Genomic DNA, 17,658 nt, shown 5'->3' with positions numbered 1-17,658 from the left:
TCCCCCGAAGCTCCGCCAACGAGCCGGAAGTGATTATGGCGCCGCCACCGATATCCGCCCCTTCATGTTCGGATGAAAGCGACAGTAATAGTCCACCTGCACTGCCTCCACCACGGCACGACTTGCCGTACCTTTCGCCGGGATCATGACCTCCCAGCCTCCCTTGACGGTTGCGGTATGGACGAGGATGTCATTGTTGACCCACTCGATCGTGTCGCCCACCTGTGCCTCGATCTCTGCGGGGACGAACGCCATCTTATCGATGGTCACGCGAATGGTCCTCGCCTCCGCAAGCATTGCGCCATTGCCGAGCATGAGCCCGGTAATGGCAACGAGATAAAAGCCGGCTCGCATGGCCGCGCCCTATTTCAACGTTGCGGCGACATGCTCGGCATGCTGCTGATGACCCTGAAAAATCTTCAGACCGGTCTCAAGCAACGCCTTGAGTTCGGCGTTGCTGGCCGAGGGGATGAGCAAGGTCTCGAGTGCGCCGTTTACCTGCTTGTGGTAGGCGACCTCATTGTCGACATAGGCCTTGTCGAAGCTGGCGCCATCGAGCTTGGCAAGCTTGGCGCGCTCGTCGTCGGCCGCCCTGGCAAGCGCCTTGCTGGTGTCGTTATCCTCCGGTGTCACCTTGAGCTTCTTGACGAGGTCAAGCGCCTGCGTGTTCACCGCCTCATGGTCGCGCACCATGTCCTCGGCAAAGGAGACGACGGCCTTGTTGCCGGATTTCGAGATAGCAAGCCTGGCGTTTTCCACGTCGATCACCCCGGCCGTATAGGCGATATGGGCAATCTGCGGATCGGTCGGCTTGTCCGCCGCCTGCACCGGCGGCGAAAAGGCGAGCATGCACAGCGTCACGAGCGCAGTCATGGGCCGAATGTTCACGATAACCTCCTCCTTCCACGCATGGCGTGGAAGCTGTTTGCTTTTGACACCCATTGGATGTCGCCTGCTCGCAAAGGTTCCTGCAAATCAAATGGAAAGACCGAGGCGCTCCATCACGGCGGCGGTCAGCCGGGCGCAGCGGCGCCCGGCAAAGGGGAACGCATCGAGCAAAACCGGGCCGATCTGCTCGTGCAGCTGCTTGCGCACAAGGTGCCTCGCCCGATGCAACCGGGTCTTGACTGTCTCGGGGCGCAAGCACAGCAGATCCGCCGTTTCCTCCACGCTCAGCCCCTCGATCACCCGCGCGATAAAAACGGTTCTGTAGATGTCGGGCAGATTGTCCGTTGCGTGCTCGACCAGATGCAGGATCTGCCGCTGAGCCATCGCGCGCTCGGGATCCTCGACGCCTGCCGGCACGGGAAACTGAATGATGGTCGCGTTTTGCCCGCCGTTGATTGAACCCAGCACCTGCGCTCTGCGGCGGCCCCGTCGCACCCGTCCGAGTGCCTCATTGATGACGATGCGAGACAGCCATGTGCCAAGAGACGAGCCGCCACGAAAACTACCAAGATGCGCAAAGGCCAGCACATAGGCCTCCTGCACCACATCTTCGGCTTCGCCGTCGTTTCGAACGATCCCCCTGGCCATGCGGTAGAGGCGCTGGTTATGAGCCTGCATGATCGTCAGGAAGGCCTGCCCGTCACCGGCCAGCGCCCGTTGCGCCAGTTCCATGTCCGCAGCCGGATCCGTGATCACCCGCGCACTTGCTCGAATTGCCGCCATGATTGGACCTCCCGCAGCATTGGATGCACGTTTCCGCCAAACGTTCCCGCTTCTTTTCTGTTGCCGGCAACGGCGCCCGCTTCTTGACGGTGTGTGCCGGTGATCCGTCGCCTCATTGTAGCAGGTTTCAGTGCCACGCCCGACCACCGAACTCCCGCCAGCTACTCAGACGGGAAGTGAAATATTTTTCGCGCTGCGCTGTTAGTAATTATATCGCGTAATTTTAAAAATTGACGCGCGAAAAGTTTTGTGGTTTTTACACCATCGCCAAGACGGTGATGGGAGGGCCCTCCTGCTTGGCCGCCACGACCAAAGGCCCACGTCGTTTCCAGGGAGGAAACCCATGAACATGCCCCGTATTCTGAAAGCGCTCGTCGCCGGCACCGCACTGACCCTGATCGCATCGGCAGCATCGGCCGAAGGCATCGGCGCGTCGCTTCTCACCCAGCAGCATCCGTTCTACATCGAGCTTGCCGACGCCATGAAAGCCGAAGCCAAGGAAAAGAACGTCGCGCTTGAAGTTGCGATCGCCAACCAGGACCTCAACAAGCAGCTCGCCGATGTGGAAGACTTCATCGTCAAGGGCGTCGACGTCATCGTCATCTCGCCGGTCGATAGCCAGGGCGTGCGCGCCGCGATCGAAAAGGCCGAGAAGGCCGGCATCAAGGTGATCACCGTCGACGTGCCGGCCAACGGCGCGACCGTCACCTCGCATATCGGCACCGACAACTTCACCGGCGGCGTCAAGGCCGGCGAACTGATGGCCAAGGTCCTCGACAACAAGGGCAAGGTCGCCGTCATCGATTATCCGACGGTCCAGTCGGTGGTGAACCGCGTCAACGGCTTCAAGGAAGCGATCGCCAAGCATCCCGACATGGAAATCGTCGCGATCCAGACCGGTATCACCCGCGCGGAAGCCCTTGCGGCCGCGCAGAACATGCTGCAGGCCAACCCCGACATCACCGGCATTTTCGGTTTCGGCGATGATGCAGCACTCGCCGCAGCCGTTGCCGTCAAGGCCGCTGGCCTCGAAGCCCAGGTCAAGGTCATCGGCTTCGACGGCATGAAGGAAGCCCGCGACGCGGTTGATACCAACCCTGTCATGGTCGGCGTGATCCAGCAGTTCCCGGACCAGATGGGCAAGCAGGCGGTCGACACCGCCGTCAAGGTCGCCGCCGGCGAACAGGTCCCGGCCGAACAGCCGATCGTTCCCGGCGTCTACACCGCGAAGTAAGTCCTCCCAAGGACAGCCGCCGCCCGAAAGGCGGCGGCACCCCTACGCGAACGTCTCCGGCCTGCGGCATGAAACATGCGGCAATCCAGAGTGTCGCTGCACCTTTGTCCGTCTTGCGAGACGCCAGGGCGCGGCAACGCCGGAGATGCTTTTCGGCGCGATCCAAGGAGGCCGCCATGCATGGTTCGACCACGGACACCGTTCTCAAGATCAGCAATGTCACCAAATCCTTCGGGCAGGTCGCGGCGCTGAAGAGCATGCGGCTCGATGTGCGCCGTGGACGCGTGCACACGCTGCTCGGTGAAAACGGCGCCGGCAAATCGACACTGATGAAAATCCTTGCCGGCGTACACAACGCGACGTCAGGCGAGATTACCCTCGACGGCCAGCCCTACCGCCCGGCAAACCCGCAGCAGGCCTCCGCCCTCGGGCTTGCGATCGTCTTTCAGGAACTGAGCCTCTGCAACAACCTGACGGTGGCGGAGAACATCCTTGCGACCCGCGAGCCGCGCTCATTCGGCTTCATCAACGACAAGGCGCTCGTGACCAGGGCAAAGGCGATCGTCGCCGACCTCGGCCTGCCCATCGACGTCACCGAGAAGGTCGGCAATCTCTCGATCGCGCAGCGACAGCTGGTCGAGATCGCCAAGGGCCTCAGCCACGAAGCCAAGGTCGTCATTCTAGACGAGCCGACCTCGTCGCTCAGCGACAGCGAGGCCGAGATCCTGTTCGATATCATCGGCCGGCTGAAAAGCCGCGGCGTTGCCGTCATCTACATTTCCCACCGCATGGAAGAGATCATGCGGCTCAGCGACGACATCACCGTCATCCGCGACGGCGAATACGTCTCCACCCATGACCGCAACGACGTCACCATCGAGGCGCTGATCGCGCTCATGGTCGGACGCCGGATGGAGGAGATCTATCCGCCGCCGAGCCATGAACGCTCGACGCAGGGCGCGCCAATGCTCGCCGTTGAGAACCTGACACGCCAAGGCGAATTCGCCGATATTTCCTTTGCGGTCGGCGCGGGTGAGATCCTCGGCTTCTTCGGGCTGGTCGGTTCCGGCCGCTCGGAGGTCATGAATGCGCTGTTCGGCATGAAGAATGCCGAGGGTGTGGTGCGGCTCGACGGCAAGGACGTGCGCTTCCGCTCGCCGGCCGAAGCGATTGCCCGCGGCATCGGTTTCGTCACCGAGAACCGCAAGGAAGAGGGCCTGGTGCTCGGCCACAGCGTCGGATGGAACATCTCCATGGCCGCGCTTCCCGATTTCACCGGCCCCTTCGGCTTTACCCGCGGTGGCGCCGAGCGCAAGGCGGCCGCTGCCGAAGTCGGCCGGTTGGCGATCAAGACGCACTCGCTCGATACGCCGGCCGGCGCCCTCAGCGGCGGCAACCAGCAAAAGATCGTGCTGGCGAAATGGCTTTTGACCCGGCCGAAGGTGCTGATCCTCGACGAGCCGACCCGTGGCGTCGATGTCGGCGCGAAATTCGAAATCTACAAGATAATCCGCCAGCTGGCGGCCGAAGGCACGGCGATCCTTCTCATCTCCTCCGAGCTGCCGGAAGTGCTCGGCATGAGCGACCGCGTCGTCGTCATGCATGAGGGCGTCATCGGCGCGACCCTCTCCGGCACCGACCTCACTCCCGAAACGATCATGGCGCACGCGACAGGTTTCCAATCATGACCCAGCAAACTGCAGCCCAGGCCGCCCTCGTCAGGGCAATGAAGCAATATGGCGGCATCCTTCTTTCGCTGGTGATGCTCTGCGTCATCTTTTCCTTCCTCAATCCCCGCTTCATGTCGGTCGTCAACTTCATGAACATCCTGCAGCAGGTGGCCGTGATCGCGATTGCCGCCTTCGGCATGACCTGGGTGATCCTGCTCGGCGAGATCGATCTTTCGGTCGGCTCGATCATCGCGGTCGCGGGCATGGTCGGGGCACAATGTTTCGCCTTCGGGCTCGGCTTCGGCCCGGCGCTTGCGGTGACGATCCTGGCGGGCGCGCTGATGGGGATGCTCAACGGCGTCCTGACGGCAAAGCTGCTGCTACCGAGTTTCATCGTCACCGTTGCCACCATGGGCATCTATCGTGGCCTCGTCAGCCTGCCGACCAACGGCGCGCCGGCGATGATCGACAATTCGACATGGACGGCGATCGGCACCGAAGGTTTCCTCGGCCTGCCGATCATCATCTGGGTCGTTGCCGTGCTCTTCGTCATCAATCAGATCGTGCTCAGCAAGACCAGCTTCGGGCGCCGTGCTTACCTCACCGGCGGCAACCGCGAAGCGGCTATCTATTCGGGCATCAAGGTCGATCGCCTCAAGATCATCATCTTCATGATCTCGGGCGTGATGGCGGCGATCAGCGGCGTGCTTCTTTCCTCCCGGCTCTTCTCCGCCCAGACCAATGCCGGCATGAGCTACGAGCTCGACGCCATCGCCGCGGCCGTCCTCGGCGGAACCTCGCTTGCCGGCGGCGTCGGCACCATGGTCGGCACGCTCATCGGCGCGCTCATCATCGGCGTGATGAACAACGGCATGAACATGCTGTCCGTCCCCTATTTCTACCAGCTCATCGTCAAGGGCCTCGTGATCCTTGTCGCCGTTTGGCTCGACGTGCGCGCCAAGCAGGCAAAGCGCTGAGCCGACACGAGTGACATCCATGCACAAGATACTCACGATCGGCGAGATTCTCGTCGAAATCATCGCCACCGAAAAGGGCGACGGCTTCCGCCAGGCGACACCGCTGGTCGGCCCCTTCCCATCCGGCGCGCCTGCCATCTTCATCGATCAGGTCGGCAAACTCGGCCAGGCAAGCGCGATCATTTCGCGTGTCGGCGGCGACGATTTCGGCCATGTCAACCTCGCCCGACTTGAGGCCGACGGCGTCGATATCTCCGGCATCGCCGTCGATCCGCTGGCCACCACCGGCAGCGCCTTCGTTCGCTACCGCGAAGACGGCAGCCGCGCCTTCGTCTTCAACATCCGCGACAGCGCCTGCGGCACCATTCGCCTCGACGACAAGGCGATGGCGCTCGTTCGCGGCTGCAGTCACCTGCATGTGATGGGATCTTCGCTCTACGCGCCGAGCGTGGTCGAAAGCATTCTTTCGGCGATCGACATCGTCAAGGCCGCCGGCGGCACCGTGTCCTTCGACCCCAATCTGCGCGCCGAAATCCTTGAAAGCCCGGGAATGCGCGAAGCGCTAAGGACGGTGCTCGCCAAGACTGACGTCTTCCTGCCGAGCGGCGCCGAACTCTTCCTGTTCACCGCGGCCAAAACCGAGGCGGACGCTATCGCGGAACTCCTTGCCTCCGGCATCAAGGTGGTCGTCGTCAAGCGTGGCGCCGACGGCGCCAGCTACTTCGATGCGCAAACGTCCTTCACCCTGCCCGGCTTTGCCGTCGACGAGATCGATCCGACCGGCGCGGGCGACTGCTTCGGCGCCACCTTCGTCACCTCATGGCTGAACGATGCGTCTCCTCGCGAAGCCCTCGAACTCGCCAACGCCTCCGGCGCCCGCGCCGTGATGATCTCAGGCCCGATGGAGGGGGCATCCACGAGGGTGGAGCTCAAGGCCTTCATCAGTGCGCGAAAGGATTGAAGCCCATGAAACCGAATTATCTGATCGATATCGCCAAGTGGCGCGACCGTCCGGGCCTGCGCGGCATTCCCTCGATCTGCTCTGCACATCCGCTGGTCATCGAGGCGGCGATGCTGCGCGCCCTGAAGGAAGGCACCCATCTCCTGATCGAGGCGACCTGCAACCAGGTCAATCAGGACGGCGGCTACACCGGCATGACGCCGGCCGACTTCACCGGCTTCGTCGGGGAAATTGCGGGAAAGACCGGCTTTCCGGTCGAAAACATCATCCTCGGCGGCGACCATCTCGGCCCAAACCCATGGAAGAACCTGCCGGCCGATGAGGCGATGGCGAAGGCCGAGGCGATGATCCGCGCCTATGCGCAGGCCGGCTTCACGAAATTGCATCTCGACACCAGCATGGGCTGCGCGGGCGAGCCTGTCGCCCTTCCCGATGCGATCACGGCATTACGCGCGGCACGGCTTGCCGCAGCCGCCGAAGACGCGATCCGCGGACGCGACGGCACCGCTCCGGTCTATATTATCGGCACCGAGGTTCCGGTCCCCGGCGGCGCGCTGGAGGAACTGGACGAGCTCGAGGTCACCGCACCCGACGCGGCCGTCGAAACCGTCGATATTCATCGCAAGGCCTTCGGCGACGCGGGTGCCGAGGCGGCATTTTCGCGGGTCGTCGGAGCCGTGGTTCAGCCGGGTGTCGAATTCGGCAACGAGAACGTCATCCCCTATGACAGGCCGAAGGCGGCGGCGCTCAGCCACAGCCTGACTAAACTCGACGGCCTCGTCTTCGAAGCGCATTCCACCGACTACCAGACCCAGGATGCGCTTCGCGCGCTCGTCGCCGATGGCTTCGCCATCCTCAAGGTCGGCCCCGGCCTGACCTTCGCCCTGCGGGAAGCGCTATACGGCCTCGACCAGATCGCCGCGTTCCTGTTTCCGGGTGCACGCGCAAAGAGCCTGGCTGAAATCACCGAAGAGGTGATGCGCGAGGAACCGGCCAACTGGGGCAAGTATTATCACGGTTCGCCGGAGGCTTTGCGCCTCCAGCGCCATTTCTCCTATAGCGACCGCATCCGCTACTACTGGCCGCATCCGAAGGTCGCGACAGCGGTCGACGAGCTCTTGCGGTTGCTCGATGGCGTCACCATCCCGGAGACACTGATCAGCCAGTATCTCGCAGGCAGTTATGAGCGCGTCCGGGACGGGCGGGTCGCGCCGCAAGCAAAGGCACTGGCGATCGCCGCCGTCGACGCGGTTCTGGAGGATTACTTCGCCGCCTGCAAAGGATAGGCCGGCCGTTGATCCCGTGAATATTTCGCAGTCGACACTGCCTATCCCTCGGAAATAAATCTATAAACGAAACCCAAAAGAAGAATGGGGGCGCTTCGACCGTGGACAGACAAATCAAGACGATGGAGGATTTTTCGGAGTTCGTCGGTTTGTCGCGCCCCACGGTCTCCAAATACTTCAACGATCCGACTTCGGTTCGCAAGAAGACCCGTGACGCCATCGAGGCTGCGATCAAGCAATCGGGCTTCCGGCCGAATATCTTCGCCGTCAATCTCAACCGGCGGCGAACCAATATTCTTGGCGTCATCGTTCCCAACTCGACCGACCCTTTCTACATGGCGCTGACGCGGCGGATCGAGCATATCGCCAACCAGGCAGGCTTTCTCGCCTTCGTGCTGTCCTCCGACGGCAAGCCGGAGATGGAAGAACGTGCGATCGAGACCTTCAAGTCGATGAACGTCGCGGGCGCGATCATCGCGCCGCTCGGCGTCCAGTCGCATCACCATAAGCTGACCTCGCTCGGCGAGAGCATTCCGCTCGTCTATGTGGACTCGCCGCTCGACGGCAGCTCCTCCTTCGTCGGTACCGACAACCGGCAGAGCTTCAAGCTGATGGTCGACTATCTCTGCCGCTCCGGCGCGCCGCCCTGCTACTTCGGCATGCCGCCGGTCAACAACAATGCGCTCGCCCGACTGAACGCCTACCAGGAGGCGATGCAGCAGCTGAAGATGGATCCTGCCATCGTGCCGACCGCACCCAATGCTTCCTGGGACTTCGAAAAATTCGGATACGACGAAACGCTGCGCATTCTCGGCCAAGGCGGCTTTCCGACGAAGACGGTGCTGTGCGCCAACGATCGCGTCGCCTTCGGCGTCATCGCGGCCGCCTTCCAGTCGGGTGTCAAGGTCGGCCGGGAGGCCGACAGCGACCTGCGGGTCGCCGGCCACGACGATCATCCGCTGTCGCGCTACACCTGCCCACCGTTGACGACGGTGGCGCAGAACTACAACGAGATCGGCCGGCTGGCGATCGAACTCCTGCTCTACAAGCTCGGTGAAACGGACAATGACGGCCAGGCCTTTCCGGCCGACGAGCGCATCCTGCTCAGCGCCGAGATCATGCTGCGCGGCTCGGCCTAGGTTTACGCCGGCCCAACGCTCCGGGCCCTCGCCTCATTCGCCGAGGCGCGGCGCGGCCTTTACCGTGTCGATGATGTCGCCGAGCAGAAGGTGCAGGGCGTCGCGGTAGCCGGTACGTGCCGACGGGCCGCTCTCCTGCGAGGTCATCACCACGGTGAGCTCCAGCGCCGGCACGATGTACAGCATCTGGCCGCCATAGCCCCAGGCGAAGTGCACGGTCTCGCCGGCGATCTCGCGCTGAAACCAGCCATAGCCATAGATGTCGCCGGAGAAGCGCGAATTGGTGCGCGGTTGCCAGGACTGTGCCACCCATTGCGCCGAGACCACCTGCTTTCCGTCGGCTGTCTTGCCGCCATTGCGGTAGACCTCGCCGAAGGCCAGCAGCGATCGCGCGCTCATCGCCATCTGGTTGCCGCCGAGATAGATGCCTTGCGGATCACGGTCCCAGGCATTGATGCGAAAGCCGTTGACCGGGCCCAACCATTCGCGGGCAAGGGCCAGCGTCGAGCGGCCGCTGACCTTGGTCAGGATTGCCGAGAGCAGGTGCGTGGAAGCTGTCGAATAGAGCATCTGCCCGCCGGGAACATCGTCGAACGGTTGCGCCAGCGCGAAGCGGACCCAGTTGCGGCTGGCGACCCAGCGGCCGTAATTGGGCCCGGACAGGCGCCCGAGGCCGGCCTGCATCGACAGAAGATAGCCGATGGTGACCTCCTGCAGCCGCGGGTCGGGCGAAGCCGGTAGCTCGACCGCAAGAAGTGGCGCGATTTTCTGATCCGGTCCCTCAAGTAGCCCCTTGTCGATCGCGATGCCGACGAGGGCCGATACGATCGACTTGGAGGCGGACTTGATGTTGGTGCTATCGGACGGGCGATTGCCCCGGTAGCCCCGCTCGGCGACGACCACGCCGGAGCGGGAAACAATCACCGTCTTCAGCGGCGTCAGGTCGTCACGCCCGGCAAATCCGTCCAGCAGGGCCGGAAGCGGCGGCCGATCCTGCGCGTTGGCCAGGGAGCACATCAACAGCAGCGAAAGCAAGGCGGCAGCAATTTTGATCATGCCGTCCGATTTAGGCCGTATGCGTGTCGGCGTCATGGGGCGACTGCCGATGTCACGCGGATTTGAAGCCGAGTGAGCGCTCCGGCTGCCGCCCCTAGGCCAAATTCTACGATCCCCGCGGAGCGAAGGTGTCCAACGCCAGCATCGACACGAAACGGTTGAGGCTCTGGCGGACGAAATCGGCGACCGAAACCTGCGGATCGAAACTCCACCATAAAAGCGCGCCCTGCCAGTGGGATGCCATCAGCAGACCCGTCCCGTCGATCTGCCCCGACCGGCCGCCGACGCGTTCATCCAGCGCTTTGGCGAGCGCGTCGCGCCACAACACGCCACGGGCGCGAAGCACCGGGTCGCGCAGATCCTCGCGCAGGATCCGCAACCCGTCAGCGTAGCTTTCGATGCCACCATAATCGCCGGACAGGCCGACAAGCAGGTCGACAGCACCTTCCGGCGTCTTCGGCAGCGCCGCCGAAAGCTCTGAAGTCAGCCGGTCCAAACCGTCCCAGGCCTGCAGAAGCGCGCGCTGAAGCAGGGTCTGCTTGTTTTCGAACCGCTGGACCAGGGTCGAGGCGGAGAGCCCCGTGCGGCCGGCAAGCGCTGCAAAGGTCAGCCCCTCCGGACCGCTCACATGCAGGATTGCCAGAGCGGCGGCCAGCACATCTTCGTCGGGCATGGTTTTTGGACGGGGCATCTTGACTCTCATTAATAACCGAACAATCGTTTATATATGTGAAAGCGCCAGCCGGCACCAGATGGCAGGGATCACCAATGGAGGAAAATATGATGCTTCGCGGAAAAATCGCACTGGTGGCGGGTGCAACGCGCGGCGGTGGCCGCGGCATCGCCGCCGAACTCGGTGCGGCCGGCGCAACGGTCTATGTCACCGGTCGCACGACCAGAACCCGACAATCGGACTACGCGCGCCCGGAAACGATCGAGGAAACTGCGGAACTGGTCACCAATCTTGGTGGCGAAGGCATCTCCGTGCAGGTCGACCACCTGCAACCGGCCGAGGTCAAGGCGCTGGTCGAGCGCATCCGGCAGGAACAGGGCCGGCTCGACATTCTCGTCAACGACATCTGGGGTGGCGAAAACCTGTTCGAATGGAACAAGCCGGTGTGGGACCATGACCTCGACAACGGCCTGAAGCTGCTGCGGCTCGCCATCGACACCCATCTGATCACAGCCCACCATGCGCTGCCGCTGATGATCGAAAATCCGGGCGGGCTGCTGGTCGAGGTGACGGACGGGACGGCTGAATACAATGCCGACCACTACAGGCTGTCGCCGTTCTACGATCTTGCCAAGGTCGCCGCCAACCGCATGGCCTGGGCGCACGCCAAGGACCTGGAGCCGCACGGCGCCACGGCGCTGTCGATCACGCCGGGATGGATGCGCTCGGAGATGATGCTGGAGCATTTCAACGTCACGGAAGCGACCTGGCGGGACGCTGCCAGGGATCAACCGCATTTCGTCATTTCCGAAAGCCCGCGCTTCGTCGGCCGCGCCATCGCCGCACTTGCCGCCGACCCGAACAAGGCGCGGTGGAATGGGCAGTCGCTGTCGAGTGGCGGCGTTGCCAAGGACTATGGCTTCACCGACATCGACGGATCGCGTCCCGACTGCTGGCGCTACATGCGCGAGGTGATGGAGCCGGACAAGCCGGCCGATGCGACGGGATATCGCTGAAACGTGGCCTCGTTGCCACCTGGCGGTCGCACCCGTCAGATCGTCACCGTCTGCACCGCGCCATCGCCGAATTCGCAATCGAGTTCCCAGCCGCTGCCTGCGGACCGGACGCAAAGAAACGTCGGCCCGTCGCCGGGCGCCGGGCGCGTTGCGTTGACAATGCAGCGATAGGCCCGGCCATCGGACTGGATCTCGATCGTCTCGCTGTCGACGATCTCCTCATCGATGCCGTTGGCGAAGGGATAGGGAGCAAACATCGCCGCCGTGTGGATCGAGTGGAGCCGCGTGACGGCGCCGTCCTCGCCGCACAGGTCGACCTTGGCAAGGCAAGCCCGATGCTCGTCGCCCGACAGAAACACCACGTGCTCGATCCGGTTGTCGGCGATATAGGCAAGCACCTCGCGAAGCGTGTTGGGATAGCCGTCCCAGCCGTCTGAATGCAGCGCGCTGAGGTTCGTCCATGAGAGGCTGCTGTCACGCTGGATGGCGCGCCGGTGGCGCGGCAGCAGCATAACCGGCGACAGTACGAATTTCGGACCGGGCGCCAGCAGAAGCCATAGCTTCAGGCGCTCCATCGTCTCCGGCGCGACCATCGTCGCCGTCTTCAGACAGTCGCCCACCATCCGATGGCTGCGCCGGGTCCGGGTATCGAGCATGAAGAAGTGGAAGCCGTCGAAATCGAACATGTCCAGCTCGGGGTGCATGCCACGCTGATACTTGCAATAGGCATCGATGCCACGCGTCGCCTGCTCGGCATTGGCAGCGTCGTCGGGGTCAGAGATCGGTTCCCAATTGTTGTCGATCTCATGATCGTCGAGCAGCATGAAGGACGGGATTTGCCTGAGCACGTTGCGCACGCTTTTCTGGCTGAGCCAGGCCTCATAGGGCAGCCGGTACCGGTCGTCGCGGCGGGTCGGGTCATAAAGCCCCGCCGTCGGATCGACATAGACCTGGTCGCCCACGAAAACCGCGAAATCCGGCTTGATGCCGGCGCCGCCTTCCAGCCGTTCGCCGATGCGGCCATAGGAGCGGTAGGCGACGGCCTCGTCGAGGAATCCGGCCGGATACTGGCATGACGACAATGTAAAGCTGGTGCCTTTCGCCACCGGCTCCAGAGCCGGCCGCAGCGGCGGATCATAGGGAATGACGCCGTCCCTGAGGTCGAAATCCTGCTCGACGACCGGCGGCGCGCCCGCCTGCATGAACGCCTGGCGCCGGGCGTTCGGCGGGGGGAAGACGAGTGCCCGTTCGACCGCGACGGCCATCTTTTCAAACCGGCCGAAGGCGAAGGCGACCGCCTGCGTGCTCGTCGCATCGCCAGCGCCTGTCGGATCCAGCCGCCGCATCCGCCTCTCGGCCATGTCGGCAACGAAGTAGCCATAGGCCGGCCCGTCCGCCACGCGACCGGGCCGCGTCAGATGCTGGTCGAAGTCGAAGGTGGGCAGGAGCAAGCCGCCGGCCACGCCTCCGCCGGGCCCAGGGCCAGGGCCAGGGGGAGCGGCGGCCTCGCGCAGCACGATCACCGGCGGCGGCACTGCGACAGGTTCTAGTGGCGGTGGTGGTTCTTCGTGTTCCAGATCCGGCGCCGCCAGCGCGGCGTCCTCGTCATAGGCAAGCAGGACCAGAAGCGCATTGCCGCGATCCGCGTCGGGTTTGCCAGGCATGCGCGCCAACAGCGGGACCTCGAAGGTATCCCAGCCTTCCTCTTCGAGCGCCCGGGAGGTATAGGCGACCAGGTGCTCCAGAAGGTAGGCCGTATCCCAGGGCAATGCCGGATCATCCGGACGACGAATGCGATCGCCGACCAGCTTGACCCGAAGCAGGAGCGCTGCTTCCGTCGCCCGGTGCGATGGCGCCGACCCCAGACGGATCACCAGCGCCGGTGTCTTCGGGCGCTCTTCGGTCAGGATGGGTCCGATCCACGGCGGATAGACGACCTTGTCGCTATCGGCCCTGAGCTTGCCCGGAGCAATGTCGGCATCGAGGAACTGCTGGATCTGCTGCAGGGTCGCATGGCGCGTCGTTCCGACCAGCGCATCCTGGTGCCCGGCGCCCGGATTGACGAAGGGCGGCCGGTAGTTGCGGCCGGCATCGCCAAAGATCTGGCGCATGCGATCGACGGTCGAGACATGCGACAGACCGTTTTCGGCTCCATGCACGCTGAATGTCGGGAAAGACCAGTGCTTTTCCAGGTTCTGACGCGAAACGAGGCGGTTGCGCCCGTGAAAATCCGTCATCGTCGAATAGCGCACGAAATGCAGCGTCGACGACACGGTCGACAGGCTGAGGGGGCCGAAATGCTCGTCGATGTAGCGCAACATCTCCGGCTCCATGTTGCGCACGTTGAAATCCCGCCCGTAAAGCGCATCCATGCGATGCCGGGTTCGGGTCCAGGGCGTTCGTCTCGCCGGCCAGAGCGGATTCTCGACATCGAACTCCTCGACCGGATAGGGCAGCGTCGACAACAACCGGTCGAGAAGATCGTCGGCAAGGGTCGGATCCTTCGGGTTGAAGCTGTAGCTGTCCGGCAGAAAGTCGATGAGATAGCGCACGACATAGGCGCGGAAGATGTTGGCCGGCGCGAAGACGACGAGCGGGCCGACCTGGGTGAATGCGGCGCGATTGACGAGACCCGCCGCGTGGCCGTTGAGGACCGCAATGCTGAAGACGACGGTGCCCATGCAATGGGCGATCACATCGACCGTCCCGTCGGGCGACGTCGCCGCCACCGTCCGCAGCGCCGCGGGCACGTCGACATTGCCGATCTGGTCGAAGCTCCAAGCCTCCGTGGCCGTCGGCTGGCCGGCGCTGGTTCTCAAGTCGGCAATCCAGACGTCGCGACCGGTGTTCCAGAAATGACTGGCGAAATTCGGGTTGACGGCATGATGGGCAAACGTCGTGCCGCTGGCGCTATAGCCATGGAACATCACCAACGGGCGTTTCTTGGTATTGGGATGGCGGTAGCGCGTGAGCCGCACCTCGCCGGGAATGTCGTTGCCGCCGCCATCCGGTCTTTCCGGCGCGAGTGCGACGCGGTGCAGTTCGGCGGTGATCGATCCCCCGCCCGGCAGCTTGAGCGTGTCCGGCGGCAGCCTGTTGACGATCGCATCGCGCGGACGCCGGTCCTGGTCGGGAGCACGGAAACTCCAGATATGCAGGCCAAGCAAAAGCCGCGTCACGAAACCGAAGAACGCCAGGAGGTCGCCGATGGTGTTGGCGCCGTCGCGTTGATCGACGATCCGGAACAGGGGCACGCCGATCCGCGCGAGATAGCCGACATCGAGTTTCAGCAGCCGCTCGGTGGCCCCGGGGCTCAGGCCGGGAAACCGGTCGAGCGTCACCTCCATCAGTTGCCGCCAGGGATTGCAGCGCCGCTCGTAGGTGAAGGTCTTGGTCCCGACGATGCGGTTGCCGGTAAGTGCGATCTTGCTACCGACATCCGGCGGCCCGATCGTCAGGTCATAGGTCAGCGTCCTGATTTCGCCGGAACGGCTGGCGATCGCGAAGGCCGACTTGACCCGCGACCACGGACCGGGACCGTCATCACCGTCAACGATGGCCTGGTAGGCATCGCGAAGCCCACGGTTCAGGGTCCAGGCCTTGCCGGCGCGCCACGCACGCTGCAGCACCGAACTCTGCTGCCGCTCGAAAATCCGGAGGTTGCCCGAGATCGGGGCGCTGAATTCCACCGCGGCATCGAGTTTCTGCTCCCTGACATGCAGCGGCAGCCAGGTCGTTTCAAGCTTTTCCCAGACATCGCGGGGAAAGATCCGGATCTGGCTGCGAATGGCCCGGTCCGGCAGTTCGGTGGCGACACGCAGGATCGGCTGACCGCCCGTGTTCGGTGTCAGCTGCGCAAGCGTCGTCGGCGTGAAGCGCATGGTCAACTCGACGATCCGGGTTTCCTCCACCCCCTGTGACGGCGTCAGCCTGACAGGGCCGACAAGCCTCTCGGTGATCTCAACCGCGCTCGACTGCGCCCGCGCAGCGACATCGGTCTCGCGAAAGACCGGGCGAACCAAAGGCGCGGCATCGGGCCGCGCCGCGGCCGCAGCGTAATCCCACGCCTCGGCCAGGGTTTCGGCCGCCCGCAACGCAATCGCGGCGATGGTCAGGGCCGGGTTCGTCGCAAGGGCGCTTGGAACGATCGATCCGTCGAGCACGACGAGATCGTCATATACCGTATCGGCGCCGGTCGCCGTGAACACCCGGCCGAGATGGTCGACCACCCCGTTCGCTCCGCTGTCGGCCATGGCGCAGCCGCCGAGCGGATGTACGGTCGCGAGCGGTCCGTGCTGATCCTTGAGCAACCAGGTGAGGTCCGCAGGCAACAACTTCCAGACCGGATTGGGAATGAGCCGACCACCCGTGCCCTTCGTCAGCGCCGCGAGCGCTTCGACCTCCTTGTCGAAGACCGGCTGGCCCTGCAGCTTGTCCCACCGGATCCGGGCAATGCCATCGCGGCCGGTGGCGACCGGGTCGCCGTCGAGTTCGATCCGCCCCGCCGCGCCGTCATCGGCCATCACGGCGTAAAGCGCCGAGTGCCCGATGCGCGCCGCCGGCACGGCGTAAATGTCATCGTCCGGAAACCCTGGCCGATGGCGCGCGCCGTCGTGCCTGGAAAGGCTATGCAGCGTGTTGAGCGTGGCAAAGACCTCGGCGAAGGCAACGCGCAGGCCCGCCGGCACGGACATTTCCTCGATCATGACGCCTTCTGAGGCGCGCAGGTCGATGATGCCCGTGATCGTCGGACCGATGGCACGCGTCGAGGGCTTGATCGTTTCGTCGGCGACCGTATTGACCTCGGCTGCTGTCGCATAGTCGGCAACCAGCATGTCGCCGTTCGTCGAACAACGCGTGCCGAGGGCCCCGTCCGACAGCTGCAGGCCGGCACTGTGCGATCGCATGAGGATCTCGCTCGATCCGAGTGTGCCGGCTGCGAGCACCACCTTGCGTGCCTTGATCGACACCACTGCGCCATCGCGCTTGCGCAGCTTTGCGTCCGTGTGGACACAGTTGACGATCCAGCCAGCCTCGCCGTCGCGTGCCACGTTGAGCACGGTAGCGCCGCTGAAAATCTCCGCGCCGTGTTCGTTCGCGCGCACAAGCAAGTTGACGTCGAGCGAATTCTTGGCGCCGGCATTGCAACCGGTCGCGCAATCGCCGCAGCGCACGCACTTGTTCAGGCGCACGTTGCCGGAACTGACCGTGTCGCGCATCGCGACAGTGATCGACGCCGGGCGAAAATTGCCATCCGGGGCCAGTGCGCGAACGGACCTGAATTTTTGCGGCACGCCGTCGACATGGTCGGCAATCGTGTTGGGAGCCCCGAGAATGGTGCCACCCAGAAGATCCCGGGCGCGGTCGAAGTAGGATTTCCAGGTCGAGAGGTCCTTGAGCGCGGTTGGCCATCCCCGACGGAAGACGCTCGGCAGCGGCGTTTCCATGACACCCGCATTGATCAGCGATCCGCCACCCACCCCATTGGCGACGACGGCGACGACCTCGGCGCCAATCCTGATGTCGATCAGCCCATCCTTGTTGCTGTCGCTTCTAATGTGGCGCGGCAATTCGCCGAGACCGGTCGGAAATGCGCCGGGCAGGTATTCACGCCCACGCTCCAGTACGCCGACCGCGATCTGCCTGCCCTCGTGTGTCCGTCCGGCGAAGGTCGATGCGGCGACGGCGCCGCCATAACCGCTCCCGATGATCAGAACATCAAAATGGACGCTGGCCGGCGCCTGGCGGACACGCGCGACCAGCCGTTCGAAACCCTGGGATATCCAGGCGGTCTTCGATTCCGTGTCGAGGCTGCTCATGGAAGCCTCCGCAGCAAGGCAACGCCCCAGGCGATACCGGTCCACTGCCGCCCTTCATCCAGGGCCAGCCTGCATCGTTCGGCAGATTGAAATGCGCATTTTCCGATCTCACAGCTTCGCATCGTGCTCTCCACCAGATAGCAGTCGGCTGCAGTC

Annotated in this window: 13 protein-coding genes; 7 read left to right on the top strand and 6 right to left on the bottom strand. The window is 63.9% G+C overall.

Features of this window, described 5'->3' with window-relative positions; all coding sequences use genetic code 11:
* Positions 1 to 33: 33 nt before the first annotated feature.
* From RTP54_RS22615 to RTP54_RS22605, 3 genes are all read right to left on the bottom strand, one after another.
* Positions 34 to 354 (bottom strand): cupredoxin domain-containing protein, encoded by a 321-nt coding sequence (locus RTP54_RS22615; protein ID WP_312365866.1) that lies wholly within the window; start codon positions 352 to 354, stop codon positions 34 to 36.
* Positions 355 to 363: 9 nt separating this feature from the next.
* Complete coding sequence (locus tag RTP54_RS22610; protein ID WP_112815185.1) at positions 364 to 888, bottom strand: DUF4142 domain-containing protein; 525 nt, start codon at positions 886 to 888, stop codon at positions 364 to 366.
* An 87-nt stretch (positions 889 to 975) separates the two neighbouring features.
* On the bottom strand, positions 976 to 1,671 hold the full coding sequence (locus RTP54_RS22605; RefSeq protein WP_312365865.1) for an RNA polymerase sigma factor: 696 nt from the start codon (positions 1,669 to 1,671) through the stop codon (positions 976 to 978).
* A gap of 343 nt (positions 1,672 to 2,014) precedes the next feature.
* Here RTP54_RS22605 and RTP54_RS22600 point away from each other — a divergent pair, with 343 nt between their 5' ends.
* From RTP54_RS22600 to RTP54_RS22575, 6 genes are all read left to right on the top strand, one after another.
* Entirely contained in the window at positions 2,015 to 2,905 is an 891-nt protein-coding gene (locus tag RTP54_RS22600) for a substrate-binding domain-containing protein (protein WP_112811156.1), read from the top strand.
* 176 nt (positions 2,906 to 3,081) lie between these two features.
* Positions 3,082 to 4,593: a sugar ABC transporter ATP-binding protein gene (locus RTP54_RS22595; RefSeq protein WP_312365864.1), complete on the top strand. Its 1,512-nt coding sequence runs from the start codon at positions 3,082 to 3,084 to the stop codon at positions 4,591 to 4,593.
* The gene (locus RTP54_RS22590; RefSeq protein WP_112811154.1) at positions 4,590 to 5,552 is read left to right on the top strand and encodes an ABC transporter permease; all 963 of its coding nucleotides are present in this window, start codon (positions 4,590 to 4,592) and stop codon (positions 5,550 to 5,552) included. Before RTP54_RS22595 ends, RTP54_RS22590 begins: the two co-directional genes overlap by 4 nt.
* 19 nt (positions 5,553 to 5,571) lie before the next feature.
* Positions 5,572 to 6,513: a sugar kinase gene (locus tag RTP54_RS22585; protein ID WP_312365863.1), complete on the top strand. Its 942-nt coding sequence runs from the start codon at positions 5,572 to 5,574 to the stop codon at positions 6,511 to 6,513.
* Positions 6,514 to 6,518: 5 nt separating this feature from the next.
* Entirely contained in the window at positions 6,519 to 7,799 is a 1,281-nt protein-coding gene (locus RTP54_RS22580) for a D-tagatose-bisphosphate aldolase, class II, non-catalytic subunit (RefSeq protein ID WP_312365862.1), read from the top strand.
* Between the two features lie 122 nt (positions 7,800 to 7,921).
* Positions 7,922 to 8,938 (top strand): LacI family DNA-binding transcriptional regulator, encoded by a 1,017-nt coding sequence (locus RTP54_RS22575; protein WP_312365987.1) that lies wholly within the window; start codon positions 7,922 to 7,924, stop codon positions 8,936 to 8,938.
* Positions 8,939 to 8,971: 33 nt separating this feature from the next.
* Here the strand turns inward: RTP54_RS22575 and RTP54_RS22570 are convergent, their stop codons facing one another.
* Complete coding sequence (locus tag RTP54_RS22570) at positions 8,972 to 9,994, bottom strand: serine hydrolase (RefSeq protein ID WP_312365861.1); 1,023 nt, start codon at positions 9,992 to 9,994, stop codon at positions 8,972 to 8,974.
* A gap of 106 nt (positions 9,995 to 10,100) precedes the next feature.
* Positions 10,101 to 10,685 carry a TetR family transcriptional regulator gene (locus RTP54_RS22565; RefSeq protein ID WP_312365860.1) on the bottom strand — a complete coding sequence of 195 codons (585 nt, stop codon included), beginning with the start codon at positions 10,683 to 10,685 and terminating at the stop codon, positions 10,101 to 10,103.
* Between the two features lie 89 nt (positions 10,686 to 10,774).
* Between RTP54_RS22565 and RTP54_RS22560 the strand changes: the two genes are divergently transcribed.
* A complete protein-coding gene (locus tag RTP54_RS22560; protein ID WP_312365859.1) occupies positions 10,775 to 11,683 on the top strand; it encodes an SDR family oxidoreductase in 909 nt (302 codons plus the stop codon).
* 35 nt (positions 11,684 to 11,718) lie between these two features.
* Here RTP54_RS22560 and RTP54_RS22555 read toward each other — a convergent pair whose 3' ends face one another.
* On the bottom strand, positions 11,719 to 17,502 hold the full coding sequence (locus RTP54_RS22555) for an alkaline phosphatase D family protein (protein WP_312365858.1): 5,784 nt from the start codon (positions 17,500 to 17,502) through the stop codon (positions 11,719 to 11,721).
* Positions 17,503 to 17,658: the final 156 nt, after the last annotated feature.

Origin of the sequence: Ensifer sp., assembly GCF_031989085.1 — a bacterium.
Lineage (GTDB): Bacteria > Pseudomonadota > Alphaproteobacteria > Rhizobiales > Rhizobiaceae > Ensifer.
This window is presented reverse-complemented; position numbering and strand designations above follow the sequence as displayed.

Bases quoted from the DNA above. Each gene is read 5' to 3' on its own strand.
- RTP54_RS22595 (WP_312365864.1), top strand. From the start codon at position 3,082: ATGCATGGTTCGACCACGGACACCGTTCTCAAGATCAGCAATGTCACC.
- RTP54_RS22560 (WP_312365859.1), top strand. From the start codon at position 10,775: ATGATGCTTCGCGGAAAAATCGCACTGGTGGCGGGTGCAACGCGCGGC.
- RTP54_RS22565 (WP_312365860.1), bottom strand. From the start codon at position 10,685: ATGCCCCGTCCAAAAACCATGCCCGACGAAGATGTGCTGGCCGCCGCT.
- RTP54_RS22580 (WP_312365862.1), top strand. From the start codon at position 6,519: ATGAAACCGAATTATCTGATCGATATCGCCAAGTGGCGCGACCGTCCG.
- RTP54_RS22590 (WP_112811154.1), top strand. From the start codon at position 4,590: ATGACCCAGCAAACTGCAGCCCAGGCCGCCCTCGTCAGGGCAATGAAG.
- RTP54_RS22575 (WP_312365987.1), top strand. From the start codon at position 7,922: ATGGAGGATTTTTCGGAGTTCGTCGGTTTGTCGCGCCCCACGGTCTCC.
- RTP54_RS22605 (WP_312365865.1), bottom strand. From the start codon at position 1,671: ATGGCGGCAATTCGAGCAAGTGCGCGGGTGATCACGGATCCGGCTGCG.
- RTP54_RS22615 (WP_312365866.1), bottom strand. From the start codon at position 354: ATGCGAGCCGGCTTTTATCTCGTTGCCATTACCGGGCTCATGCTCGGC.
- RTP54_RS22585 (WP_312365863.1), top strand. From the start codon at position 5,572: ATGCACAAGATACTCACGATCGGCGAGATTCTCGTCGAAATCATCGCC.
- RTP54_RS22600 (WP_112811156.1), top strand. From the start codon at position 2,015: ATGAACATGCCCCGTATTCTGAAAGCGCTCGTCGCCGGCACCGCACTG.
- RTP54_RS22555 (WP_312365858.1), bottom strand. From the start codon at position 17,502: ATGAGCAGCCTCGACACGGAATCGAAGACCGCCTGGATATCCCAGGGT.
- RTP54_RS22570 (WP_312365861.1), bottom strand. From the start codon at position 9,994: ATGATCAAAATTGCTGCCGCCTTGCTTTCGCTGCTGTTGATGTGCTCC.